The following is a 26,031-nucleotide window of genomic DNA, read 5'->3' as shown; positions in this document are numbered from 1 at the left end:
TCCACTACTTATTACCTCGGGTTTTCCCCACCATATAACGGGCGGTTGCTGGTTGCCAAGGTTGCAAAGGTTGCCAGCACTTTTCCGAGAGTGGGGGGCATGAGTCAGTAATGGGAATATGGTGAAGGTCCGGGGAAATGGTTATTTCGACGGATAAGGGATCTCCGAGGGGATTATGCAGGAGTTGTTTTTGGTGGGACAACTCGACAACTTTGGCAACTGCGACAACCTCAGCAACCTTGGCAACTCTGGCAACCGTGGCAACTCATGAGCTCAAAAACTCAAAGAGATCATGAATCTTTCAATTCTTATAAGTAACGGGCTCGCTTTTATTCTTAATTCCGCACCATGACTGGGGGAGAAGGGACACCTCGGGATTTCCAAAAAAGCGATAACGATTACATATATGGTGAGAGAGGGATTGAGGGTGTGCTTGTCTCAGATTTTTATCCCCGTCCCCAGCCCTCAACCCCCCCAGCTCGGGTAGGCTTGTTTTTATTCCCGCACCATGAGAGGGGTTGAGTACTCTTCCGGAGTTCCCCGAGAAGTAAACAACGGCTTCTTATATGATGTGCTCCCCGCTGAGCGAGATCTCGTGTAAAGGGAAAGGTTTACACGCAAAGTGCCGTTTTCCAACAACCTTTTCCTCCTCATGGTAATGCTTCGGAAGCGTTTCTCGCCCTCGTTCGCCGTGTCAATCAATCCGTTTACACGAGGACATGTAATCCAATGCTCTTTACACGACCCTCCGAACAATACCCAGAAAGACGAGACCCTCCGATGGTGGGGGGCGTGTAAACCAAGTCCTTTACACGAGTGAGTGAATCCCTGCCAGTTGCTGCTTCCATAACCACCAACCCCACGATTTTCCGTAACGCGAAATCGTGAACCCCAAAAACACCCTCTCGATTTTTCATTTTGGAAAATCACGGTTAAAAAAAGCCTTCTCCGAGCTTCTTTTCACCCGCTCATTTTCATTAATTCTTACGTTTAAACCCGATTTTCCAAATCACGAAATCGCAACTTTGTACATTCACCCCACAGGTGAAGGTGAAAAAAGCCCGGAAAAGCCCGTTTTCGGCGGAAAAACACGGTGAAAATTGAAAAGTCTCATCTGGGCCGTGAGAACTCGTAGTCTCATAAAAAACCCGCCAACACCACCCACCCGCTCAACCACGAAAAAACCACAAAACCCACCCCCAGCTCGCCAAAGAGTGGGAAACCCACTCAAAACAGCTTTTTTAAAAAGTTTGTCCTTTTCCAGCGGGCCTGGAGGGGAGAGGAAGTTCTCCTTTGGTAGTATATGGCCGAAGCTTCTGGCGTATAAATAATGAGAGCCCATTTGTGTACATTGGGATGTCTGGTATCTCTCAACTCCCCGTGTAAAGTGAATGCTTTACACGAACAGTAGCTCGACGTGATTAACTTTTGTTGTGAGATTATGGTCGCCGTTACTCCCACTGGGCAAGTGCAGTCAAAATTTTATGAGAGTACAGAACTGCGCACTGGTCTGGTGTGGGAAAGCCTTTTATCTTATTCTCTGGTGGGGTTTTATCCTTTGTACGCCAACAATGCTGCTCATAATCATGAGGGTTGCCACAAACGAAACCCTGAAAACTGTGAAAAAAGCCTGGAGAAACCGTCTTTTTGCATGCCTGGTTTCAATAATTCTTCTGTTTAATCTACAGTTGCCAGTTATTCAACGAACATAATTGAGCATTGAGAATGGGCACAGCATGTTATTCAGTATGTATCTGGGAGTAAGATCAACATTCTGGTTGTAGGCGCCTGGTTCATCTGAGTGTTATCATGCTTCTCAACTGAGCCTCGTGTAAAGCAAAAAGTTTACACGAGACGATGCACAAAAAAGAACATACTCGGGTTGGCAGTCTCCCGCGAACGTGCTGCCCCGAGAAGGTAACCGAAATATTTAACCACCCACTTCCACGGCTCATAAAAACGGTGTGTCCGATGGCCAAAGAACGTATTAATCCGCGAATACTGGTGACCCCAAAGGCCAACAAGGTCATTCAGTATCTTACCGTACTCGAGGATGCGCCTCAGTGGAAACAATATCTGCGGCAGAATGGGGGAGTCTGCTCCAAATGTTCCGCCCCCTGCATGGAGTCAGAACTCTGCATTGCGGCCCTCTCGGAGATTCTTCGGGTGCATAAGGGCACTGTTTCGCGGGAAATCCGGCAGGTGGCAGAATATCTCAATGATGAATTCGAGGATGTGGAATCAATCTACAAGGATGAGGACTTTGTGGAGCCAATTGTAATCAGGCGGATTCAGGAAAACAATGGAAGAGTCCGAAGGGCGCTCGTTCGTTCCAATTACCCAATTGACATGGTGGCACTCTACTTGATGGATGTTGAGAGAAAAAGGCTGAAGGAAAAACATCGGCTGGAGTAGTTACTGGATCTTTTGTAGTTCAATCGCGATTTTTGTACCAGTGTGTTTTGCGAGTTTATGAAGCGTTTCGACAGCCTGCTTGCCACCTTCAGGACCATAAAGGTACCAATCGCCAATCTTTGCCGTATACTGTATGTTTATGGAAAGAGGTTCCTTTGAGAGATACTTTCCGACGTATGGGAAATCCCTGTTGCCCTGATCATAAAGGAACCTTACTGCCATCGCGGTTATGCTACTCCACGCAATCCTTGCTCTCGGCCAGTTTTCAGCGTGAGAAATTGAAATCTCCTGCCATTTTCCTTTGAAGTTTACGAAGAGGCGGGAGGGAACGTATCCTCTGAGGTCTTTCCCTACCAGCTGGTCAACATCAATCGCAGAAGACGGTAAATCCACTTCCCAAGCAGTAACGTACAATGTTCTGAACTTTGTGGTTCCTGTGCTCGATTTGTGCATCTCCCCTGTTGGATGGGGCGGCTCGATGCCTGCTGGAGGTTTCTGGAGAGGTATTTTCCGGTATTCCGCAGGAATTTCATTGTATTGATTGATTTTCTCTTTTGACAGCCACCTTAATCTCTCGGCTGCCCGTGAAGGCTCCTGCGCGTTTAAATCAACGGCGAGAATAACACGCTCTTCGAGGCCTTTCTCTGGCTCAAATGATTTTATCACCACCCACTGGAGGCCATTTGTAAGAATTCCCACGCGGACCCCGCGGTCAAAACAGTAACGTGCAAGCTGTCTGAGGTAACCCATACGGATTTTGCCATCCCTCAGAACCCACTCCTTTACACTCTTCACCTCAAGGAATGCGACTGTTTTGCCATTCAGCTTAAGAGCGTAGTCTGGCCGGCCTTCGCCAGTTTTCTCCTCTGGCATAACTTCATCTGGGTCAAAGACATCCCAGCCGAGAGCCATAAGAATCGGTAGCACCAAATGTTGCTTTGTGGATTCTTCGTTTGGGATTTTATTCTGGGTGGTTTTGATGTGATTAATAACATCCTTTACAGTATTCCAACGGAGCATGAGACTTCCCCCAGAGAATAAATTTTGGTTCGTTATGGGGAGTCCATGAAATCAAACAGATTTTTTCTGGGTTTCTCAACTGTTTTCTTTCTACTTGTTTTGTGTCTCCTTGGCTTGGTGCTTATACTTGCCAGCATTGTTTTGCCTGCTGTGGCAAAGTATTCTCTACTTTCCAGATAATCTTGAATTGTTCCCTCAGACAGGACTTTACTCTTGAGTCTGTTGAGCTCTCTGAGTGTTATGGCATTGCTTATTGAATGGCTTATTTTTTCAGCTACAGATTTTTGTCTGATATTCATTGAAAGGACTTCTTCCCTGAGTCTGTCCAAGATCGAATCGTGGAGATTTATTTTATCCGGATGCAGGTAATAATATGAATTTGTATCGAAGATGCTGGTATCTCGCTTGAACACTGCTTCTTCATACTCCTCCTTGCTCGGAAAACCTTTTTTGATCCAATATTCCTCAGTGTCGGCATCTGATTCTTTGGGTGGCCATACAATTCCCTTCCATGGGATACCTACAATATCCCCATATACGAAGGTACCGAAGATATCTGATGGCTTGAGTTTAACTTCCTTTGGATGTTCTCTCTGTGTCTTTTTGATGTTTGAGATGTAAATGATGACATTTTTGCTTTCCTCTCCGAAAAGATCATCAATAAGTCTTTTAAGAGATCTCATTCTTCCTGAGCGGCTCTTGGTGAATGTGTGACCTTTGAAGTCCACCCAAATGTTGGTATATCCCCTTTTGGCATAATGTGAAATGATTTCCTTTGTAGTTTCTGCGGGGTAATCAATGTCAAGAGGAACAAAGATTGGCTTGGTATTCCACTCGTTCAATACTTCAACGGCTCCATCAACGTATCTCACGAAGGATTGAGCCTCATAATTTACGGCGGTTGCACCGGTTTCACGGGCAAATCTTACATGTGGAACGAACAGTACAGTTGAGTATTCATGAAGATAATCCAGGAACCTCTCAAAGTACTCCATTCCAAAGACCTTCTGGGGGAACTTGGAAAATGAAATCGGAAGAGCAATATTGTAATTGGCCAGTTTTTCACTCAGCTTAAATGTGTCTCTGATATTGTCATCGTCACTTTCTCTGATTGCTTTGATTATTGAGTCATAACTTTTATTCAAGTAAATCGTCCTGTTAACCTCGAAGAGTGTCGCTTTTCGCTCTTTTAAGTCAAGAATCTTACTGCGAGCACGAGCAGATACGTCAGTACCCAAATAAAGAGTTCTTACTGGAGTTTCAAGATGAATTCCTCCGAGATCAATCTTTTTAATGACAAACCCAGGAACATCCTCCGCTGGAACACTCTCCTCAACCTCAGTATGCAATTCAATTTTCACCACTTTGCTCCACCTCTTTACGGAGCTGTTCCACAAGAGTTATTCCAGTTTTGCCCAGATTAAATGGTCGGCCTCCTTTTTCAATTGAGGCGATGACCTTGGAAAGAATATGAAGTACTTCGTCCTTCGTTATTTTTCTGTCCACTTTGTAAGCATTAACCAGGAATCTGAGGCTGTATCGGAGGAATCTCTTCAGCTCTGAAAAATTCTGCTCGACCCACTTTCTCGCCTTTCGGTCATCCATAATAAGAGAGTGAAGACTTCCCTCAATGTACTTGGTATAAGCAATTGCTACACTCTCATATTCCCCCTTTTCGAAAACTTTATCCCCAATTATACTGAGAAGAGCCGAGTAATCATACTCGTCTACAAGCTCCACCAAGTTCTCCAATTTAATCCTCTTGAGAGATTCTGAGTTTTTCCTTGAGATTTCATTGTACACTACCTTCCCCATAAAAAAGTTATATCTTTTCAGGAGTGATGCCAGAAACCCCTCATCATGTATTTCGTCTTCGGAGAGGAATGCAATATAAAACGAACTGTCACCTACTACGGCCTCCCTGCTCTTCATATTATCCACCTTGCGTTTTTCGCCCTTTGGATGAGAGCATCTTTCATGTCCTCGGTTATTACACCCTTCCGAACGAGACGATTGACGATGCTCTCCGCGTTCTTCAGGATGTCCCTTGACAACTCTGATTTAATTGAATACTCTTTGTTTGTCTCGTCAGTATACAGCAAAAAGAGAAGCTCATCCCATGAAAGCTTCGAATAAAGGGGTACAATAAGTTCAACAGCAGAAATCAACGCAAGAGCATCTTTATCTTCCAAAGCCTTTTTTCTCAGCCCCTCGATAAGCTTTTTATAAGTTTCTCTTCCTTTGTCGGTGATAACAAGATACCCACCCTTGGCTCTCTCAGCCTGGGATTTGTTCTTTGGTGGTAGGTATTTCCAGCAGCCTACAACATAAAGGGGATTTTTTATTGAATCATCCAAGTCGTCGGAAAATGGACCTTTCAAATGAGGTACAAATTCAAGAAGTTTTCTTACTTCTGGGTGGAACTTCCAAAGAAAGAAGAATATCTTCTGTAGGTGAAGGACACTGATCTCGCCGCCAGCCTTCCCCAAAATAAGCAGGATAAGGTACTCAATGGTTTTGAGGTCATTCTCGTCATGAAACTCCTGGGCCATCTCCTTCCCCCGCAATACTGGCACATTAATGCAATCTTTTAATCCCCGATTTAAATTTTTTGAATTGATATTGTTAAAACCATGACCTTTCAAAGGCCTGCCTTCCTCAGAATTTCCCTGTACTCCTTCTCCTTGACGTACCTTCCAGAGACGGCGATAAACCTCGGCGGCTTAACCGGCTTCGGGTACTTTCTCACGTTCTTCAGCTTGAGAACCATCCAGGGCCTCGGCCTTCTCCCGCGAGAATGCCACCTCTCCCGCTCCTTCTCATACTGTCTGAGCTCCTTTGGAGTGAGGAAAAGCTCGTCCCCGTATTTCCTGATAATTTCCTCAACGTTCGTGAACTGTTCAACTGCCTCAACTTCGGCCTCTCCAAGCCAGGCTTGGCCTTCCCTGGAGGCATAAAAGACGACCTTCATGCCCGGCTGAACCCTCAGCGTTGAAGGCTTGACGAAAACTGTCTTGTCCCCCTCAAGAATCCTGTCAAGGAACCACTTCGGGACAGGAAAGGTAACACCAACGATTTTCTCTTCCATGCTTTTCACCCATGAAATATGTGAATTGTAATCCTTAAAACAGATTCGTTCCAGAGTTTGATGGAATAACTGCCATTAAAAGGCAGAAAACATTAAAAGACGCCAGAGACCGCCTGCTCCGCCGCCCCTTCACACCCCATTCCGGGGTCGTGAACGGGGAACAGGCGAGAGAGTTCGTTTTTGTTACCAGTGTCATCTCGGCAACTCCCTTAATAAGCATTTCACTTCATGCATTTTATGCTGAATCTCAGGCGTTACCTTATGTATCGCCCGTCATCAAAAGGTATTTATTGCGGGCCGTGTTAAACACCAAGGGTGTGACCAACATGGAGAGGAGATTTATCGAAAGCCCCAGGTTCCCAATCTGGGAGGTTAATTTGAAAAGCTCAAAAGAAAAAGGTCCCGCAAGGCCCCCGTACTGGGAGATGGTGTTTTACTGGACGAGGAAGCCCCTCATCGGAGCGAGGGCAGTCATCGCTGGAGCGCTTCTGCTGGAGGATATTGATGAAAACCGCTTCAAAACCATGATTGGATTGAATGAAAAGACTCCCCATCGCGTTAATCCAAAGATTCCACCCGAATGGGAGAAGTACTTCAGGGGTAAAAAGCTCCTCGACCCGTTTGCCGGGTTTGGGAGCATACCCCTTGAAGGCCTCCGCCTCGGACTGGACGTTACGGCAGTTGAGCTTCTCCCCACGACTTACGTCTTCCTCAAGGCCATCCTCGATTACCCGAAGAAGTTCGGAAAGCCCCTTGTGAAGGACGTTGAGAGGTGGGGCAAGTGGATAACCGAGCAGCTCAAGAACGACCCCGAAATCAGGGAGCTTTACGATGATGACGTCGCCGTTTACATTGGAACTTGGGAGGTGAAGTGTCCCCACTGTGGACGGTGGACTCCTGCAATCGGCAACTACTGGCTCGCTCGCGTTAAGGACGGCAAGGGCTACAAGAGGCTCGCCTACATGAAGCCCGAGAGGAAGGGCGATGAGGTCGAGATAAGGGTGATTGACCTCAACGAAATCCTCGGGGACGTTTCAAAGGCGAAGGTGGACACCAAGAACGGTGAGATCACCTTTGAGGGCGAGGCCTACGTGCGGAAGGTCGAGGAGGCGATAAGGGCCGGAAGGCTGAAGGAGAACGACGTGAGGATAAGCGGAAACAGGGTAGTCTTCAGAGTTCCCTCCGCGAACATTGAGGCGAGAAAGAGTCAGCTCACCTGCCTCGCCTGCGGCAACGTGATTAAGTACGCCGATGAGGAGGGGAGGCACTACACGGAGAGGGTTAAAGGGAACAACAAGTTTTACGTGAAGTTCGCTTTGAAGAAGTACCACGAGGGCGATGAGCGCTTTGCTCGCCAGAGGTTGCTCGTGAAGGTGAAGGTCAAGGAGAGGGATCTGATTTTCGAGCCCGCAACGAGGGAGGACAACGAGAAGCTCTGGAAGGCGAAGGAGAAGGTCAAGGAACTGCTGGAGAAAAAGGACCCGGACGTGCCGACTGAGCCTGTTGCTCCTTGGGGCTCAAGAGGAATGGGAGGAGACATTAAAACGATAACCTGGGGCCTCACCACTTGGGACAAACACTTCAACCCTCGCCAGCTCCTTACGCTGATTAAGATTGTGAGGCTAATAAGGGAAGTGGGCAGAAAGGTCGAGGATGAGAAGCTCGGAGAGGGCTGGAATAAGGAGAGGGCCTTTGAGTACGCAGAGGCCGTGGCGACGTATTTGAGCATGGCACTGGTAAAGTTTGCCGATTACAACGGGATTACTACCGCAGCCCACGTCTCAAATCCCCGTGGCGTTGATTTGGCTCACACCCTGACGAGTAGGGGTATTGCGATGAACTGGAATTTTGTTGAAGAAAACCCCCTCCAGCCAAACGCTACAATCTCAGGAATCTTTGTTAATTCGGGTGCATTTTCAAAAATGTTCAGAGGTCTTTTGAGAGGCCTTACGTATCTCACCTCAGCTCTCTCATCCTCCCAGAGAACCCTCGCGGACTTCACTGACAACTCCATCAAAGTCCTCCAGGGTGATGCAACTTCGCTCAACCTCGGCGAGAAGTTCGACGTCATTGTAACCGACCCACCCTATGCTGACGATGTTCCCTACACGGAGCTTTCCGACTTCTACTACGTCTGGCTCAAGAGGGCTTTGAGCGACGTCGAGAACGGCAAACTCGTCCCGAGGTTCCACAGGAGGGCGTTCTTCAAGAAGATTGGCCCCAAGTGGGTCGAAATAAAGACGCAGTGGGGGGAGTTCGCGAAGAAGGAAGTCTCCACGAACCCGGGTCGCTTTATGGATGAAGAAAACAAAAAGGAGAAAGCTGTCCAGCACTTCGAGAACCTCTTCAGCCAGGCCTTCGTGGCCATGAGAGAACATCTCAAGGATGATGGAATTCTCGTCACCTACTACGCCCACACCGACCCGGAGAGCTGGGCGAACCTCATCGAGGCTGGCTGGAGAAGGGCGAAGCTCCAGATAACGAGGGCGATACCGGTTAACACCGAGTCCGAGACGAGCATTGTAAGCAGAGGAAAGCTGAGCCTCGACACCTCAATCGTCGCCGTCTGGAGGAAGCTCCCAGGAGAAAGGAAGCCCGTCCAGCTCTCAACCCTCAAGAGGGAGATGGAAGAGAAGGCGAAGGCCTCAGCAAAAGAGTTCATCAAGTACGGCTACAACGGCCTCGACCTGCTCTACGGCGTCATGGCCGCTGTGCTTGAGGATGTTACAAAATACTCGGAAGTCCTCTCGCCGAAGGGTCCACTTTCAACGAAGGGGGTCCTCAACGACCACGTTTATCCAGCTACCATAAGGGGCATTATTGAGGCAATTGCAGAGGTTGAGGGTGGAAAGACCGTGAACTCACACGAGGGAGTGTTTTACACGGCCTACAAGGTTCTCTTCGGCAACAGGACGCTCAGTGCCAATGACATTATCCTTCTCAACCTGGCCACATTCACCCGCCCGGAGGAGCTGAAGAAGGCTGGGGTTCTGAAGGAGACCGGTTCAAAGAGCAAGAAGGAGTTCACGCTTTACGGCGTTGACACCCTTGGAAAGAAGGCCCTCGATCCAAAGGAGTTCCAGAAGTTCCTTTATGCGAAGGGCCTCAACCCGCTGGAGCCAGAGCCGAGGAACAGCATTGACGTTCTTCAGCTCCTTGAGTACTACGCCCTCCTCGGAAGATCGAAGGTCGAAGAGGAAATCGAGAGGCTCAGGAAGAGGTGGGCCGTTGAGGTCGAGGAGGCCCTCACGATGGCGAAGCTCATCTCCGACTACTACGCGGCCGTTTACGGACAGATTCTCACGCCCCTTGGAGGGAAGGCGAAGGCTGACGAGAGGACGCTTGAGGCCGAGCTTGAGAAGGATGGTCACTTTGAGGTTCTTCTTATGAGGAGGCTCCTGAGGAGCGTTGGAGGTGGAATGTTATGAGGCTCGGTTCCTTTGAAATCTGGCAGGATGTAATGGACGAGAACCTTGATATGCAGGTTGCGCCGGAGCTCGGCGACATCGTGAGCGGGAGCGCTCCCGAGATTTACACCGATTCCAGAGAGTTCTTCAGGAGGACCTACTTCACGGATTCAATGCTCGAAATCCTGGGCAGGCTCGTGGAGACGTTTGAAGGTGGTGAGAGGCACAACATCTTCCTCATTTACTCCCTCTTCGGTGGCGGTAAGACCCACACCCTTCTCACGGTTTACCACGCCTTCAAAGACCCCGATGCACTACTCGACCCCGAGGTTCTCAGGGGCCATGACCCGGAGAAGCAGGCAAAGATGAGGAAGCTTGCCGAGAGGATAAAGGCCCTTGGGGGAGTTAAGGTCGTCCCGGTTTACGGTAAGGGAAGGCTCGGCCAGCCGAGCAAGCCCCTTGAGGTTGGCCCCTACAGCGTGAAGACGGTCTGGGGCTACATTGCCCACGCCCTCGGAAGGTACTACATCGTTGAGCGCGACGACCAGAACGCCACCGTCCCAGAAGTTGATACATTGAGGGAGCTCTTCAGGGGCGAGAGGGTTCTCCTCCTCGTGGATGAGATCGCGGACTACTTCGACAACCTTTACAATTCCGGAAGCGAGGACGACAGGCGTTATGCGAAGAACGTTGACAACTTCTTCGACAGGCTCTCCACGGCCCTTCTCGGCTCTTCGAGTGCAATGGTCATGACACTCCCGATGGAGAAGAAGGAAGGGGCCTTCGAGGTTGAGGGTGAGTACAACAGGGAGGTAGTCCTTGCGATTTGGAGTGCCGTCACGAGGGTCGGCGGTTCGGAGCTTTACTCCCCACTGAGAACCTCTGGAGCGAGCAACGAGCTCGTTGAGGTTCTCAAGAAGAGGATTTTCAAGAGCGTTGATGAGAACGAGAAGGCGAGGGTTCTCACGAGGATAAGAACGGAGATAAGCAACACCGACGTTTTCGGTCATGCTCCTCACTTCGAGGAGGAGCTGAGGAAGAACTACCCGTTCCACCCGGAGTACGTGGACATTCTCAGGGCGATAATCGAGAGGACTGGCTTGCAGAGGACGAGGGACATGCTCAGGATCACGAGAATCGTCGTCAGGGAGCTTGTGATGAAGTACAGCGAGACCGGCTTCGCTCCCTCGATGATAATGCCCCATCACCTCAACCTCAAGAACGAGAAGATAAGGGGAATGTTCTTTGGCAAGAACGAGACGTTCATGGACTACGCTACAATCGTTGATACTGACCTCGAGGGTGCCAAGTTTAAGGACTTCCAGAACCCGAAGCTGGCCGAGATTGCGTTGAAGTACGTCTTCCTCAAGACCTACCCCTTCGACTCGCCGGTGCCGTTGCCGGGCTTTCCAACTGCTGAGTCAATCGCCCGCGGCGTTTACGAGCCAAACCTCTTCGATGCCGAGAGGTGGCTCCCAACGGATATCAGGGACACGGTGGAGGAGATCAGGGGAAGTGTCCGCTTCGTTTACCTCAACAAGAAGGAGGGGACGTTCTGGTTCTGGCGCGTTGCCAACGTCTCCCAGATGGTCGAGAGCAAGGCGAAGGAACTCCTTGAGATGAGGCTTGGCGAAGTCTGGAACGAGCTTGTTAAGTACTCAAACAGGATGATCAAGGAAAGGAAGAGCCTCACGTCGACGAGGGGCAGGGGTGCCAAAATTGAAGACCACACCACCTTCTTCAAAGAAAATTACATCCTCGTGACGAAGGACCCTCAGGAGTTCCACGATACTCCTGACTACAAGCTCCAGGTTCTCGTGAGGGAAGACGTTGATGAGAGGACGCTCAAGAAGATCATCTACTTCTACGGAACCGGAACGAGAACTTACCGGAACACTGTCGTGGTATGTTACCCCGAGGAGGGCAGTTTCAGACATCTCCTTGAGACGACGGCAAAGGCGATGGCCTGCGATGAAGTGCTCCACGATATCAAAGTCAAATACGGAAAGTTCGGTGAGGAAGTCGTTAAGATTCAGATGCAGATGGTCAACGACATAAGGTCAAAGTCCCTTGAAGACCTTGAGTCCCAAATTGTCAGCTCCTTCAGGAAGGTTGCATATCCAGAGAACGACGAGGTTCGCATCGTAACAGCGCAGTCCAGCTCAAAGTCGGTTGTCGAAAACGTTTACTCCGCCCTCGTTGGCAACGGCAAGATTGTGGACGAGTTCGACTTCGACTGGCTCGTTGACCTCCTCAAAGACGTTGGTATTAACATTCTGAGGCCCGAAGGCTACTCTGTCTCGGAGGTCATCTCAATAATCCGCATGAACACTCGCCTGCCCATGATTGAAGACAAGCACCTCACTGATGCAATAAAGAGGGCCATTCTCGACCTCAAGATCGGTCTGGAGAGAGATGGAGAGATTTTCTTCAAGAAGGTTTACACGGAAGTTCCGGATGTTGAGGAAGAAGGAAACCCACCGAGTGCTGTTAAGCCGAGGGACCTCATTCTGCCGAGAGAGATTGCACTGCACAGGCAGGTCTGCAACCTGCTCAAGAACGAGAAGGACATAATCGTGCCAAAGGGAGACAAGGATTACCGCATAAAGACGTGGTATGAGGTTTATCCGCCTTCATCAAGTGTTGGAATCCCGCTCAGGAGCATCGTTGAGGAAAACGGGGAGTGCAGGGTGAAGGACGAGTTCTTTGATGCGGTACTCTGGGGCTACATCGTGGAGAAGAGGGAAGAGATCGAGATTACCGAGGGAGAGTTTGAGATCAGCATTGATATGCCTCAGGTTAAGGCAAGGCCTGGGGCCCCCGTTGAGGTAAAGGTGCAGATTAAACCTCTTGGACGCGACTCTTTCGACGTTGAGCTTTCGGTAAGCCACGGCGAACTCGACTCCTACGAGGTGCACCTTGAGGACGGAAAGGCCGTGGAGGTCACATGGACACTCATAATGCCGGAGAAGAAGACTGTGGCGACGATTGAGGGGAACAGCCACAAGAGGAAGAGGTACGCGGACGTTACTCTCATTCCACAGCTCGGAGAGTGCACAATCGAAACCAAGACTCTCAAGGAGGAGCATAAGGGCATGCTCCTGACTGCAATACTTGAAATCGAAGGTCTGGAAATCCTCAACATGATTCCGGAGAGTATTAAGGGAACCCTCAGTGGAAGCATGAGAATTGAAAAGCCGCTCTGGGAAGGCCGCTTCGAGGGCATTGACAGGGAAGTACTTTCCTACCTGCTCCAGGAGATGCAGGAGTTCCTTGGGGGCAAGGCAATTCTCGATGTGAACCTTCACATTGAGGAAAAGGTTAAACTGGATGATCTACTCTTTGAGAAGCTGAGGCCTCTGAACGGTAAGGTGATCTTCAGGCTTGAGAAGGAGGAGTGCTGATGGAGGGAGCAGTGGAGTATCAAGTGAATCTTAAGTACATCAAGAAGGCTTTCCTGCCGGTTACTCGCGAACAGAAGCTGGCGGAGTTCATGCCTGTGTTCAATGTGACAGGGGAGGGCGAGCAAAAGAAGGTTCCCGGGAAGGTTGAGGCCCGGGCGAGGGTTTACCTCCCCGAATTTCTTAATTTTGCCAAGAAGTTGGGATTCAAGGTGGAAGCCAGTGAGAGCCTACTCAAGTGGCTGAACCTTCCGCCGTCAAAGAGGGAGAGGCTTGAGTGCAGTGGAAGCAAGAGGATTGTTCTTAAGACGCGCGATGACTACGCCTACCTGAGACTCATGATTTATGGAGTTGTCATGTCAGTTCTCAAAGACCCCAATGACTGGGGACAGCTTGAAGACTACGTGCTCTCAATGGAGCCGATGGCCCTGCGATTCTGGGCTTCAAGGTTCAGGAACACGTATTGGAAATACAAAAACAGGAGAAAGCTTGATTATCTCGCAAGACGCTTCCTGGAGGTGGAGTGGATTTGAGCGAGAAGATCAAAGAGGCCCTCTTACGGGAGGTTCTTATCCACAATCCCGCGCTCTTTTACACTTCTCTTCGGTCTCCAATGGGGCCGCCGATAACCCCCTTTAAACACCAATTCCAGCCCCTTTATCATGCAATGGTGACGAGACCCGTGAGGATTCTTATCGCCGATGAAATCGGGCTTGGGAAAACGATACAAGCCCTTGCAATTGCGAGGTACCTTGAGCTCAGAGGAGAAGCAAAGAGGATTCTCGTTTTGACTCCAAAGATTCTCCGTGAACAGTGGAAGCACGAGATAAGAAGGGTTGGCGGTCGTCCCAATGTTATCAGGAACGGAAGCGATGTTGAGCGGGCCTTGAGAAACACTGCAGGTCATTACACGGTAGTCTCGATTGACCTTGCAAAGCGCTCTCCTCACAGGGAGAAGTTCCTCGATGTTGAGTGGGATCTTGTCATTGTTGATGAGGTTCACAACGTTACGCTTGGCACTCAAAGGTACAAGTTCGTGAAGGATCTCATCAAAAGGCGGGGTAAGAATCTCAACGTCGTGTTCTTGTCGGCAACCCCCCACAGGGGTGACTCGAAGGATTACCTTGCGAGACTGGCCCTTCTTGACACCACTCTCACAAAGGATTATCAAAAGCTTGACAAACCCGCCTTTTACAGGAAGACGCGTGATACTCTTGTTCTGAGAAGGACAAAGAAAGTCGTGAACGAGCTTGAGGGTTATGAGGTTTTCAAGAAGTGTTACTTTGGAGCCGTTGTGGTGAACATAAGCGACGTGGAAAGAGCGTTTTTCAATGAGCTGGATCACGTCCTCTCCGAAATGCTCAAGAATGCTGAAGAAAACTCCCCCGTGGCTCTACTTGCGGTTCTTGTCAGGAAGAGGGCCTCTTCAAGCTACGAGGCAGCTGTAAAAACACTCACAAAGATTGCTGAAAGTGCAAACTCGCGGAGGAGAGGAAGCGCTGAGAAAGTCAAAGAGTACGTTGAGAAAGTGTTCGGGCTGGGATATGACGAACTCGAGCTTGAGGATTTCGACGAAATTGATGATTTTGTTAACAGGATAATTGATGAGTATGCGGCTTTTCTCGATAAGGGGCAGGTAATGGCCCTTGAGAGGATTCTCCGGCTGGGAGAGCAAATCAGGGATAACGACAGCAAACTCAGAATGGTGGCGGAGATTGCCGCGTACCACATAAAGCAAGGAGAGAAAGTAATTCTGTTCACAGAGTTCAAAGATACCCTTGATTACCTGAGGCGCAACCTCCCGAAGATACTCGCAGAGGAACACGGTCTTGAGCTGGGTTCAAGCGAGATTTCGGTTCTGTATGGTGGGATGGGAAGCAACGAGGTAGACTCTGAAATGGGGAAGTTTGAGAAAAGCGGTAAGCTTCTCATATCCACGGACGTTGCTTCAGAGGGATTGAACCTTCAGATTGCCAGCGTTGTGATAAACTACGAGGCTCCTTGGAGCCCAATAAAGCTCGAGCAGAGAGTCGGTAGAGTTTGGAGGCTCAGTCAGACGAGAGAAACCAAGGCCTACACACTCTTCCTCGCCGCTGAGACAGACCTTTACGTGCTGGAGAACCTGTATCGGAAGATTATGAACATAACCGAAGCCATTGGCAGTGGTCCGAGACTTGGTAGGCCGGTGTTTGGTAAGCAAATGCTGGAAGGCGATTTCGAGGCATTGTGGAAGGAAGACACGGAGGGGAGTGGCTCTCTGGAAGAGCAACCTTCAGAATTTGAGCTTGTCATGGCGTCCATAAAGAGGGAACTTTCTGGCTACGCTGGGGCAATTATACAGACCCTCAAGAACCTTCGCAGAAACCTTGAACGGGTAATTCCCGCAGATACTGCAAAGCAAGTCAGAGAAGAACTTCAAGGTATTTTGAACCCTGAGGAGTTCGAGCTGGAGCACGTAAACGAGGTTCTCAGGCGCTACCTTACGGAGGTTCTCGATAAAAGAGACGTTCCGGACATATCCCGTCTTCTCTTTGGGGTCGTGAAGAACGGGCTTGATAACCTGGAACCAGTGAGGATTGGTGTTAAAGGACTGGATGGAGTTGAGCATATTTACCTCGTCAGAGTCATTGATCCTGAGAGTGGCAGTGATCTTCACCGGTATCCTGTGTTGGTAAGGATGAGAAATGGGCGGTGGGAGCTTTTGTATGGCGTCAAACTGCTTGAACACTTGGTAGAACTCTTTTCCAGGGAATTCGTGATAATGGGCAGGCCGAAACCAAACATCGAGAACTTTACAGTCACAGGACAACTTATGAAGCTTGCCCGGGAAGGATTGTACAGTATTCACTCCAAATACAGAGATTATGAAAGTGCATTCACCAGAGGACGATTGAAGAGAGGGCGTCTTTTCAAGAATATAAAAATCGAAGTCGGAAATGTTCTCATGCAAGTGGAGGGCATCAGCGAGCGGGCATTTAATCTCATGAAGTATGTTCCTGGGGAGATTCTCGATATCTACGGGCTGTCTGAAGACGAAGTTGAAGCACCAACAGGGGAATACGAAAGGCTTATGGAGAGGAACTTCGTCCCACTTGAGGATATTCTCAGGAGTGAAAAGAAGGCGATGGAAATCGTCATGGAGCTTGAAAAGCAGAGGTTGGAAGACCAGTATGGCTCGAGCGGTGAGTGGAAAGTCGAGGACGTTTCTCTCCACGAGCACTACGACATACGAGTGGTCGAGCCCTCCGGTGAAAAGTACATTGAGGTGAAGGGCCACAAGCCGCTCTTGCTGAGTGCGGAAGTTACACCTGCAGAATATGAGTTTGCTGTGAGGCACAAGGACCAGTACTGGATTTACATCGTGGCCAACCTTGGTGGGAAAAAGCCGGTTATCCTCAAAATCTTCAGACCTTTCGAGAGCGACACCCAAATTTACGCTGTTATTGACGGGAAGGATGTGGACATTACTGGGACAGTTGGGATTGATGTGAAAACAAAAGTCCGCAGAGTCTTGAAAGTGATTTAAGGTCCTTGTTTTCTTAATTATTGTCTCAAAAACTCAAACGTTTTTATAAAATCATTTGGAAATTTGAGACTGTTGGGTACTCCAGACAAGAAGTGCGGTTTTTGGATACTCTGATCTTGGGGCAGATTAAGCAATGGCCCCTTTCGACAAGGGTTGAAGAGCGTCTTAACGTTTAACGAACCGAAAAGATTATTTACCTTAAGATGGTAAAGTATCTTGGTGAGTTTCGATGGATTTTGGAAAGGCGGTTCATGCCTTTGTTATACTCCTGGTGACACTGTTCGTAACCATCAAGACTCCAAGTGTCGAGCAAGTACTGTATAATGCTTTTACCCCGCTTGTATTCCAAGCTTCTCAAACGATCCAAGCATATGACCTGTTAACTGCCATTCTTCTTTATGCAACTTGGTTCCTCGTGGGCATTGCAGTGGTTGTTGCAATTGTAGCTCCTGTAAGAGATGCGCTTTTGGAGTTCATATCATCATTGGGGTGATGGAATGGACGTATTGGAGCCGCTCGAACAACTTGCGGAAGCTCTTGAAGTTTTTACCAGAGTAATTACTGAGATGGCTCTTCCAAGCGCTGCATTTATTGCAGGTATCATCATGTATGCCTTTGTAGTGTATGTCAAAGACACGTTGGCAAATGCCCTGGGGACTGAGCCATCAAATATCTTTTATCAGCAGGCAAACATCCTTACAACTGAATTTTACTTCTTTGTTATGCTCATTGGGGCATTGGGCAGTGTTTTTGCGTTGAGGCACCTTAAAGACCTGCCATTTTGACTCCAAAATTGTTTTATCTTTTCTTTGCCAATTTGTTCTCGGGTGATCTTTATGACTTACTGGCTCTGCATTACCAACCGTGCGAACTGGAAGGTGATCAAGGAAAAGAACATCTGGGGTGTGCCGAGGAGGCACAGGAATACCATCGCCAAAGTTAAGCCCGGCGACAGGCTCATTATCTACCTCAAGCAGGAGCGCGAAAACAAGGAAATCCTCGAACCAAAAATCGTTGGCATTTTCGAGGTTGTGAGCGAGTCTTATGAGGATTCAAGCAGGATTTTCAAGGCTCACGTGCCAAACGAGACTTACCCGCTGAGAGTAAAGATCAAACCGGTCAAGCTTGGAGAGGTTGACTTCAAGCCGCTCATTCCGAAGCTGAAGTTCATCACCAACAAGAAGAGGTGGAACGGCCACTTGATGGGCAAGGCGATGAGGGAAATCCCGGAGGAGGACTACAAACTCATTGAAAGCCTTCTTTGACTGTCTTTGGTGCTTTCCTCGGTTTTTCAATTGGTCGGATTATCTAGGTCTTGACCGTTATGTTTAATTTCTCGTCTTAACGCTCGGGCCATTGGTGTTGGCCATGAATGGAGGAGTGCAAGTATTAACTACATGGACTGATGCAGGTCCGTTGGATTTTGTGGGCGTCCTTAAGAAAATGGCCGAGGTAATGATTGAGTACTTTAAGGAGTTCAATCTACCCCGGGAATACTGGATGGGGGTTTATTCCCGTCTTCGTGCCCGGGGAGGGGAGAGGTTTTTTGATGCGAGGAGGATCTTTGAAGAGGTAATGGAGGAGTTTATTGAGGCGGGTAAGGTGGAGAGATTGGTAGGAGAAGAAGTGCTTGGGTCCATCAAATTTTTTGAAAGCTACCTCTTTGAGCTGGCGGGGAATTATGCTGTGGTGTTGTCTCCTTTGGGCCTGGAAGTTCTCTCTACACTCGCTCTTGAGCGGTCTGAGAATTCAGACTGACTTTTTACTTTTTTACCACAAATTGTTTAAGTTGGCTTGTCTGAGTGTTTCTGAGGTGCCAGGCCATGGGACCGTGCACAGGCAATTGCACGTGCATTTGCAAGGGCAGTGTACAGAAGCGTGCAGTTACGAAGAATGTTACGTTGAGAATTCGGGCTGATTTGGTGGAGTTTGCGAAGAGAGAAGGCATTAACATGTCGCGTTTGCTGGAAGAAGTTTTAAAAGCGTTTTATTCTGGGAGAAGGGTGGTTCTGGGGCCAGGGCCGGGATTTGAACCCGGGCTAGGGGATCCACAGTCCCCTGTGCTAACCAGGCTACACCACCCTGGCCATTTCCAGCTAAACCTTTTGGGTTAGCTTTATAAAGTTTTCGACAGAAGGGCGTGAAAGAGGGAGCTGAGACCTTTTACATACAATAACTGAGAGCTGGAGCGAGATTTAAGCGGTCAGAAGGCCATGGGAGGTTTAGATATGAAGGCAAAGCGCGAAGCGCTCACCAGCCTCTTCACGGCGATGGGGGAAGGGAGGGTTGACGCCGACATAATGGACCTCCTTCTGCTCATAAACTCCATCGATGGCATCTATACGACCTCCTCCTGCTCCGGCAGGATTGGGATCATCGAGGAGCCCGCCCTGGGAGCGAAGCCCCTCTCAAGGTGGCTTATAAAAGTCCACCGCCCGATAGAGTTCGAGGAGGCAAAGATGGCCCTAAAAAACGCCAGAGACGGCCTCATATTCCTCAAGAGCCAGCCGCCGATATTCCACGTCGTGGCAGAAGACCTGGAGAGGGCCAAGAGGCTCCACGAGCTCGGCCTCGCGAGCGGCTTCAAGTACACGACGTTCAAGGTAATCTCAAAGAGATACCTCGTCGAGATAAACGCCACAGAGTACCTGACCGCCCCGCTCGGGAGGGATGGAAGGGTCCTGGTGGACGACGGATACCTCCATTTCGCCGTTGAACTCGGCAACGACATGCTCAGGCGCTCGAAAGGAAGGCTTCCGCGCCTTGAGGCGAACTTCAGAAAACTGAGGGAAGAGCTCGGTGAGGACGAGCTGTTCTACGAGCTGGCCGAGAAGTACGACCTTAAAATCAGGTGATTTCATGTTGTTTGTGGACGAGAGCGGGGATCTGGTGGTTCCCGAAGCAGAGGGCGTTATTTTCTGCTGGCCGGTGTACTGTGCGAAGAAGAGGATATAGCTCCCGCAATAGGGTCCATTATCCGGGAAATGAAAGTCCCGGAGTTAAAATTTAACAGATTTTCATACCCCGATAAACTGAAGGTTCTACGCAGACTCCCGTCCCTTGATTTTGAGATCCTCTACGTTGTCCTTTCAAAAAACAGCGAGGCACTTAAAGTATGGCTTGATAAATCGGGGAGAAACAAGGGCATCGCCGCCAGAATCCTGTACTCGGAACTGTTCAGGATAACAGGCTTTTCAGAGGCCGTTGTAGACAGGGGCCACTATTCTGAGGACATCTCAAGACATCTGTCCAAATTCGGTGTTAAAATAGCCGCTGAAGAGTCTCACCTGCGCCCGGGCCTCCAGCTTGCCGGCGCAATGGCGAACGTTGGGTACCTGCACTACCAGCACAAAAACGTTGAGCTGTTCGAAGTCATCAGGGACAGAATCCTAACCGAGAGGTTTGTGACCGAGAAGGAGATTCTAAGAAGGAAGTTTAAGTCGGGTGGCTAGTCCCCTTACGGGCGACCCCCACCCTCATTCTCTGTTTATCATTTTGATTCAAGCGTTTATTAACCTTTCCTCTAACGCATCTCGTTCCACTCCGGGTTCCCGTATCTCTCCTCCACCAGCCTCTCGGCCAGTTCGAGCTCGTAGTCCGTCAGCTGGCCCTCCTCCAGCCCAAACGCCGCCGTAAACTTGTCCCTGAGGAGCTCGTAGGCCTCCCAGCGGCCGAGCTTTATCCCCTCGCGCTCCAGCGTTGTAACGCGCTCCCATATCGAGGACACGCCCTTGTCCGCCAGCTTTGCCTTGGAGACCCTCAGAACCTTTCCCAGTACCTCAACCCTCGTTGAGTACATGAAGGTGCCGTGCTGTAAAATAACCCCCTTCCTCCTCGTCTGGGCGGAGCCGCTTATCTTCTTCCCGTTGGCCACGATGTCGTTGAGGCCGGAAAAGCCCGCCTCAAGGCCGAGCTCCTTCAGGGCATCGACGAGGGGGCCTGCGAGGTAGCGGTAGCTCGTCTCGACGTTCCTGAGCGTCGGGTGGTAGTCCTCACCGACGACCACCGAGTAGGTTATCTCCCCGAACTCGTCGTGGAACACCGAGCCACCGCCGGTTATTCTCCTCACGACCGGAACCCCAAGCCTTCTCGCCTCGTCAAGGTTGACGTCGTGGACGACGCTCTGGAAGCGGCCTATTGTCACCGAGCTCGGCGAGAACGCGTAGAGCCTGACTGTGTCGGGAGCTTTCCCCTCGATTCTGGCGCGCATTATGGCCTCGTCTATGGCCATCTGAACCTCGGGTCGGGCAACTATTAACGGAATGAACCTCATGACACCACCAAAGTTAAAAGGTCGCGAGCGTTTTTAAGCCCAGCGATGATGACGCCCAAGCCCTGCTGAGGGTGATGAGAGCGGTCACCACTGAGCAACCTTTGCTTGCGCAAGGCTTGACCAAAAAGGTATTCCTCTTAATCGTCTTGGAGCAGTTCGTACGTGCTTTGTAATGGGAGGAGCTTGGAGGCTTTCTCGCGGGAGAATAGCCAATATTTGCCGGATTTACCTCCCCCGCGCCCTTCGGGCGCTGTTGAAAGCAAACCCCTTAGAAAAATCTACCCAAGGAGGAAAGCCCCCAAATCATGACACCTTAAAAACACGTACGAACTTTGATGAAACTTTGCACAGGCAAAGTTTCCTTCCGTGGGGCGAAGCCCCACTACGGGGGTTTGAGAGTACAGGAAGCTTTTGGAAAAAGCTTCACCAAAAGTCCGTAGCTCCTTATCAAAGGGCAGTGGCTAGTATGGATTTCCACTGAGATATGCGTGTTAACTTAGAGAGCCCCCCATAAAGGACTTTTCATATCACTTGGGGGTTCATTTCGGACGCCCTTTGGGCGTCTATCCAGGTACCCCCTTTCAAGGTAGAGTTTTAGACGAGGCTAAGGGAACGGATTGGCTAAGAGCAATGAAATCAGAACTCAAAATAAAAGGGTAAAAGGAGCTACAAACCTTGATCAAACTTCGGTAGGAGAGTTCTGGGGGCGTGGGGGCATTAGCCCCCCGGAGGATTAAGGAATAAGGAAGGTGGGGAAACGTAGTTTTCCAGGTTTTTAGAGAAAAAGTGGGGTTGCGGGGTGAAACCCCGCATCGGGGGTTTGAGAGTACAGAGAGATAAGGAGGCGAAGCCCCCTTGTCTTTCGTTGGGTCAGGGGCCGATTAGCTCATCATCGGAGCCCTCGGACACCTACCCTCACATCATCCCAGGCCGAGGTGTTCCCTTATGACCAGCGGGATCAGGCCGATCTTGGGAAAGACCAGCAGGGCTTTATCCTCGACGGCGTAGGCAGGCACGCAGGGCACCATGCCGTAGGGAGTTGGGAAGTCCGGATCCGGTGCCCAGTTGTTGTCTCCCCAAGTCAAGAAGCACTTCTCGACCTTCCCCCCAAGCTCGACCGTGTTTATCTCCCTGACGCGGTGGATTATCGGGTATTCATAGCCGGGCCGTTTGTAGACGATAACGTCACCGACGTGGACGTCGTCTATGTTCCCCTCGTTTATCCCCTTGAGCAGGACGACGTCGCCCCGATAAAACACGGGCTCCATGGACTCGCTGACAACTATCACTAAGGGCGAGTCCGTGTGGAGTGCCACCTTAAGGCCCACCTGAAGGGCGAAAACGGCCAGCAGGGCTATCAGTATCCACGCTAAATCCTTTTTCCATGAGTCCTCCATTTCAGCGCCTCCATGAGGGTGCTTATTCTCGCGGGTATGGCACCGATCGCGGTGCAGGTTTCAAGGCTCACTCTCTTTCCAGTGATGTCCATATGGTAGCGGGCGGTCTTAAATATTTCCTTCGGTAGCCCGTGCCTGCCAAGGCCGACCAGGAGGAGGAAACTCTCACCCCTCAAAGCCCTCTCCGCAAGTTCGATGGGAGTTATCTCCTTCTCCTCGCTCGGCTTTCTCGTTGTGGCAACGGGGACGCCAAACTGCGGCGGAAAGCCCCTCCTGGGAAACTCCAGGAGATGAAAGCGGTTCCTCCCGGCCAGCTCAAGGAGGTACCTGCCGCCCTCGCCTATCGTGGTGTGGGAGCCTATCTCCCGGGCAACGTCGAGAGGCTTCCCCTCAAAGGGAAAGCCAACCAGCGCTAGATGGAAGCCGTAGGCATAGGCTATCGGGCCAGCCCTGGCTATTGCCCTGAGATGGGCCCCATGGAGCTTCTTAGGGTCGTATGTGTTGTAAAGGGCCAGAGTCAGCATCTTTCCTCACTTAGAGTGGCCAACAAAGGTTTATAAGGATTTAGAACAGACTAAACAGTTAGGATGACGACGCGAGAGGAGATAGAACTATTAGTTGAGAGAAGGTACTACGAGGAGGCCCTGTCCAAGGTTCACAAGCTGAAGGACCCCCTCGACCAGATAGAGGTTCTCACCGAGATAGCCGTTGCCATATACCAGCACGGGGGGCCTCAGGAATGGATTCCCAGCATAATAGAGGACGCCATGTACATAGCCAAGAAGCTCAAGGATCCTGCCAACAGGGCGGTGGCGTACTCAACGATAGCCTCCTCCCTAGCGATAATGGAGTATGAAGAGGACGCCATGGACTTCTTCAACAGGGCTCTGGATGTGACGGGCAGTATAAAGAGCCCCATCGAGAAGGGGGTCGTTCTCTCGGAGCTTGCATACCACCTGGCCCTCGCGGGTTATCCCGAAAACGCCCTTGAGCTTTTCAACATAGCCTTCGACACGATAATCGGGGCCGAGGTAGGTTACAACCTCAAGGTCGACGGCATAATAAGGATAGGCGAGCTTCTTGAGAAGGCCGGGGACGCACTGCCCTCGGGTAAGGCCCTCGACTTCTACAGGATGGCCTTCGACATATTCGACAAGCTCCACGTCAACCAGCGCGCGGCCATCGTCGAGAAGAAGATAGAGCTGGCCCAGACGGTCTACGATGTCGGCCTTCCATCGATAAGGCGGGCGCTCCTTGAGGGAAGAAACCACTACGCCCTAGCACTCATTGAGAAGAAGTACGCCGGGGTCGTGAGGCTCATAGGGGAGCTCGAAGTGGCGCTCTGGATGAAGAGGGTGAACAACATAGAGTACCTGGAGGTCGTTGACAAGGCCTTCGAGCACTGTGAGAACCCGCGCTTCACTGAGGCCAACGTGCAGAAGATAGCCAGGATCCTGACCGAGCTCGGAAGCCTGAGGAGGGCGCTTGAGTTCGCAAGGGCTATAAAGGACGTCCGCAAGAAGAGTGACGCCCTCCGGGCCATCGCACTTGAGCTGGCCAAGAGAAAGGAGTTTGAGGAGGCCCGGGAAATCGTTGAGAGCATCCCAGACCCCAGAATAAAGACCGAGGCGATGACGGAGATAGTCGCCATAGAGGAGAGCCAGTGAGGGACCATGATATTCGACGCCCATTCGGACCTCCCGACGTTCATCTACGATGAGAGGGGTAGTGGAAAGACTCACGTTCTGGAGGACAACTTCGAGCGCTTTTTTGCCCCGGGAATAGGGGCGCGCGTCATGGCCATCTGGACCCGTCCCGACAGAAGGAGCAACGCAACCGTTTACGGCCTGGAGGTTCTCAACGCCCTCAGAAGGGACATCGAGGAGAGCGAACGCTTCGAACTGGTGACGACGGTGGAGGGAATGAAAAGGGCCATCGAAGAGGGGAGAGTCGCCCTGTGGCTCGGCCTTGAGGGGGGCGAACCGATAGGGGAGAGCATCCACCTCCTTGAGGTCTTCTACCGCCTCGGACTGAGGGTTCTGACTCTCACCTGGAGTCTGCGCAACGCGATAGGTGACGGCGTCTTTGAGAGAACCAACGGCGGCCTGAGCAACTTCGGCAGGGAGGTAGTCGGGAAGGCCGAGGAGCTCGGAATACTGATTGACCTGAGCCACATCAACGAGGCCGGCTTCTGGGATGCCCTTGATGCCACCGCGTTTCCGGTTATAGCGTCGCACTCCAACGCCAGGGCACTGTGCGACCACAGGAGAAACCTCACCGATGAACAGATAAAGGCCATAGCGGAGCGCGACGGTGTCATCGGGGCGGTGGCGATTCCAAGCTTCATCCACAGGGAGCACGCGACGCTGGAAAGGTACGTGGAGCACATAGCGTACATGGTGGACCTAGCCGGTTACAGACACGTCGGCCTTGGCTTCGACTTCGTGTACTACCTCCCCGGCTGGAGCGGGAGGAGCGTCGACGGCTTCGAGGACGAGTCGAGAATACCCGGCCTCCTTGAAAAGCTGGGGGAGAACTTCAGCGAAAGAGAGGTCGAAGCGATAACCTTCAAGAACTTCGGGCGCGTTTTTGAGAGGGTGGTGGGTTAGGTTTTTATTCACCGCCCCCCAGCACGGCACGGTGGAAGTTATGGAGGAACTCTACTTTCTGACCGCGAGAGAGGCAAGGAGGTTACTCCTCACGAAGGGGGGAGCGAGGGTCAACCTCGACCTGCGGAAGACCAGCCGGTCGTGGCTCGTAACCGTTGAGGGGGACGAGTTCATATTCCCGGACGGCACGAGGGTTGGGCGGGAGGTAATGGAGAGGATCGCGAGGGACGAGTCGAGCGTTTACTTCGTCAAAAACGGTGGCGTATACAAGGCCGCCATAGCTGGAGAGCACTTCTACAAGCTTGTGCCGACGATTCCGCCCACGATAGAGATAAACGGAATAAGGATGCACCGGACTAAAGAGGTTAACCCCCTCCAGGACACGAGGAACAAGGTGAACGCTGTTAAACCGAGGGAGGGGGAGACGGTTCTCGACACCTGCATGGGGCTGGGATACACGGCCATAGAGTCGGCCAGGAGGGGGGCGTATGTCATAACCGTCGAGAAAGACCCGCACGTGCTTGAGCTCGCCAGGATAAACCCCTGGAGCAGGGAGCTCTTCACGGGCGGCAGGGTTCAGGTGATACAGGGCGATGCCTTTGAAGTCGTTAGAAAGTTCAACGATAAGACCTTCGACGTCGTGATCCACGACCCGCCGCGCTTTTCTCTCGCGGGCCACCTCTACTCAGAAGAGTTCTACCGCGAGCTGTACCGCGTCCTGAAGCCAGGCGGGAGGCTCTTCCACTACGTTGGCAACCCCGGGAAGAAGTACCGGAAGAAAGACCTTCAGAAAGGGGTCATGGAGCGCTTGAGGAAGGCCGGCTTCGTCGGGGTCAGGCGCGTCGAGAAAGCGCTCGGCCTCGCGGCGAGGAAACCGGAAAGGGAAAAGGGGTGA

22 protein-coding genes, 1 tRNA gene and 1 pseudogene are annotated in these 26,031 nt (G+C 50.8%); 15 read left to right on the top strand and 9 right to left on the bottom strand.

The annotated features are described in order from the left end of the window. The first annotated feature begins 1,971 nt into the window (after positions 1–1,971). Entirely contained in the window at positions 1,972–2,415 is a 444-nt protein-coding gene (locus tag ACZ5M3_RS05940; RefSeq protein WP_464840693.1) for a hypothetical protein, read from the top strand. Here ACZ5M3_RS05940 and ACZ5M3_RS05935 read toward each other — a convergent pair whose 3' ends face one another. From ACZ5M3_RS05935 to ACZ5M3_RS05915, 5 genes are all read right to left on the bottom strand, one after another. After that, positions 2,416–3,435, bottom strand: a complete 1,020-nt coding sequence (locus ACZ5M3_RS05935; protein WP_464840692.1) for a hypothetical protein — start codon at positions 3,433–3,435, stop codon at positions 2,416–2,418. 32 nt (positions 3,436–3,467) lie between these two features. Then, on the bottom strand, positions 3,468–4,799 hold the full coding sequence (locus ACZ5M3_RS05930; protein WP_062389055.1) for a hypothetical protein: 1,332 nt from the start codon (positions 4,797–4,799) through the stop codon (positions 3,468–3,470). After that, positions 4,786–5,367 carry a hypothetical protein gene (locus ACZ5M3_RS05925; RefSeq protein WP_062389052.1) on the bottom strand — a complete coding sequence of 194 codons (582 nt, stop codon included), beginning with the start codon at positions 5,365–5,367 and terminating at the stop codon, positions 4,786–4,788. The genes ACZ5M3_RS05930 and ACZ5M3_RS05925 overlap by 14 nt, the downstream gene beginning before the upstream one ends. Beyond that, positions 5,364–6,011: a hypothetical protein gene (locus ACZ5M3_RS05920; protein WP_156471159.1), complete on the bottom strand. Its 648-nt coding sequence runs from the start codon at positions 6,009–6,011 to the stop codon at positions 5,364–5,366. The genes ACZ5M3_RS05925 and ACZ5M3_RS05920 overlap by 4 nt, the downstream gene beginning before the upstream one ends. A gap of 65 nt (positions 6,012–6,076) precedes the next feature. Next, positions 6,077–6,523 (bottom strand): ASCH domain-containing protein, encoded by a 447-nt coding sequence (locus tag ACZ5M3_RS05915; protein ID WP_464840690.1) that lies wholly within the window; start codon positions 6,521–6,523, stop codon positions 6,077–6,079. Between the two features lie 326 nt (positions 6,524–6,849). Here ACZ5M3_RS05915 and ACZ5M3_RS05910 point away from each other — a divergent pair, with 326 nt between their 5' ends. The 9 genes and pseudogenes from ACZ5M3_RS05910 to ACZ5M3_RS05870 all read left to right on the top strand — a co-directional run. Beyond that, entirely contained in the window at positions 6,850–9,951 is a 3,102-nt protein-coding gene (locus ACZ5M3_RS05910; RefSeq protein WP_464840689.1) for a DUF1156 domain-containing protein, read from the top strand. Beyond that, positions 9,948–13,334 carry an ATP-binding protein gene (locus ACZ5M3_RS05905; RefSeq protein WP_464840688.1) on the top strand — a complete coding sequence of 1,129 codons (3,387 nt, stop codon included), beginning with the start codon at positions 9,948–9,950 and terminating at the stop codon, positions 13,332–13,334. Before ACZ5M3_RS05910 ends, ACZ5M3_RS05905 begins: the two co-directional genes overlap by 4 nt. Then, on the top strand, positions 13,334–13,864 hold the full coding sequence (locus ACZ5M3_RS05900; protein WP_464840687.1) for a hypothetical protein: 531 nt from the start codon (positions 13,334–13,336) through the stop codon (positions 13,862–13,864). Before ACZ5M3_RS05905 ends, ACZ5M3_RS05900 begins: the two co-directional genes overlap by 1 nt. After that, positions 13,861–16,857 carry a helicase-related protein gene (locus ACZ5M3_RS05895; RefSeq protein ID WP_464840686.1) on the top strand — a complete coding sequence of 999 codons (2,997 nt, stop codon included), beginning with the start codon at positions 13,861–13,863 and terminating at the stop codon, positions 16,855–16,857. Before ACZ5M3_RS05900 ends, ACZ5M3_RS05895 begins: the two co-directional genes overlap by 4 nt. Positions 16,858–17,086: 229 nt before the next feature. Then, a complete protein-coding gene (locus ACZ5M3_RS05890; RefSeq protein WP_464840685.1) occupies positions 17,087–17,350 on the top strand; it encodes a hypothetical protein in 264 nt (87 codons plus the stop codon). A 4-nt stretch (positions 17,351–17,354) separates the two neighbouring features. Further along, positions 17,355–17,642 (top strand): hypothetical protein, encoded by a 288-nt coding sequence (locus ACZ5M3_RS05885; RefSeq protein WP_464840684.1) that lies wholly within the window; start codon positions 17,355–17,357, stop codon positions 17,640–17,642. 51 nt (positions 17,643–17,693) lie between these two features. After that, entirely contained in the window at positions 17,694–18,122 is a 429-nt protein-coding gene (locus tag ACZ5M3_RS05880; RefSeq protein ID WP_464840683.1) for an EVE domain-containing protein, read from the top strand. 97 nt (positions 18,123–18,219) lie between these two features. Then, positions 18,220–18,615: a hypothetical protein gene (locus ACZ5M3_RS05875; RefSeq protein ID WP_464840682.1), complete on the top strand. Its 396-nt coding sequence runs from the start codon at positions 18,220–18,222 to the stop codon at positions 18,613–18,615. 65 nt (positions 18,616–18,680) lie between these two features. Further along, positions 18,681–18,830, top strand: a pseudogene (locus ACZ5M3_RS05870) (type II toxin-antitoxin system CcdA family antitoxin); the annotation flags it as partial. A 37-nt stretch (positions 18,831–18,867) separates the two neighbouring features. Here the strand turns inward: ACZ5M3_RS05870 and ACZ5M3_RS05865 are convergent. After that, positions 18,868–18,944: transfer RNA gene (locus ACZ5M3_RS05865), tRNA-His, on the bottom strand. A gap of 141 nt (positions 18,945–19,085) precedes the next feature. Between ACZ5M3_RS05865 and taw3 the strand changes: the two genes are divergently transcribed. Together taw3 and ACZ5M3_RS05855 are read left to right on the top strand one after the other, a co-directional pair. Next, positions 19,086–19,712 (top strand): tRNA(Phe) 7-((3-amino-3-carboxypropyl)-4-demethylwyosine(37)-N(4))-methyltransferase Taw3, encoded by a 627-nt coding sequence (taw3, locus tag ACZ5M3_RS05860; protein ID WP_464840681.1) that lies wholly within the window; start codon positions 19,086–19,088, stop codon positions 19,710–19,712. 129 nt (positions 19,713–19,841) lie between these two features. Next, complete coding sequence (locus ACZ5M3_RS05855) at positions 19,842–20,309, top strand: hypothetical protein (protein ID WP_464840680.1); 468 nt, start codon at positions 19,842–19,844, stop codon at positions 20,307–20,309. 71 nt (positions 20,310–20,380) lie between these two features. Here ACZ5M3_RS05855 and ACZ5M3_RS05850 read toward each other — a convergent pair whose 3' ends face one another. The 3 genes from ACZ5M3_RS05850 to ACZ5M3_RS05840 all read right to left on the bottom strand — a co-directional run bounded on the left by ACZ5M3_RS05850 (position 20,381) and on the right by ACZ5M3_RS05840 (position 23,051). Then, a complete protein-coding gene (locus ACZ5M3_RS05850; RefSeq protein WP_464840679.1) occupies positions 20,381–21,130 on the bottom strand; it encodes a lipoate--protein ligase family protein in 750 nt (249 codons plus the stop codon). 920 nt (positions 21,131–22,050) lie between these two features. Continuing rightward, complete coding sequence (locus tag ACZ5M3_RS05845) at positions 22,051–22,527, bottom strand: signal peptidase I (protein ID WP_464840678.1); 477 nt, start codon at positions 22,525–22,527, stop codon at positions 22,051–22,053. Further along, a complete protein-coding gene (locus tag ACZ5M3_RS05840) occupies positions 22,500–23,051 on the bottom strand; it encodes a DUF531 family protein (RefSeq protein ID WP_464840677.1) in 552 nt (183 codons plus the stop codon). The genes ACZ5M3_RS05845 and ACZ5M3_RS05840 overlap by 28 nt, the downstream gene beginning before the upstream one ends. Positions 23,052–23,114: 63 nt before the next feature. Here ACZ5M3_RS05840 and ACZ5M3_RS05835 point away from each other — a divergent pair, with 63 nt between their 5' ends. Genes ACZ5M3_RS05835 through ACZ5M3_RS05825 form a run of 3 tightly spaced genes read left to right on the top strand, consistent with a single transcriptional unit; the run spans position 23,115 to position 26,031 of the window. Beyond that, the gene (locus ACZ5M3_RS05835) at positions 23,115–24,194 is read left to right on the top strand and encodes a hypothetical protein (RefSeq protein WP_464840676.1); all 1,080 of its coding nucleotides are present in this window, start codon (positions 23,115–23,117) and stop codon (positions 24,192–24,194) included. A gap of 6 nt (positions 24,195–24,200) precedes the next feature. Then, complete coding sequence (locus ACZ5M3_RS05830) at positions 24,201–25,136, top strand: dipeptidase (RefSeq protein WP_464840675.1); 936 nt, start codon at positions 24,201–24,203, stop codon at positions 25,134–25,136. 40 nt (positions 25,137–25,176) lie between these two features. After that, positions 25,177–26,031, top strand: coding sequence for a class I SAM-dependent methyltransferase (locus ACZ5M3_RS05825; RefSeq protein ID WP_464840765.1), 855 nt, complete (start codon positions 25,177–25,179; stop codon positions 26,029–26,031).

This window comes from Thermococcus coalescens (assembly GCF_055392585.1).
The sequence above is the reverse complement of the archived record's forward strand: the minus strand, read 5'-3'. Positions and strand labels throughout refer to the sequence as shown.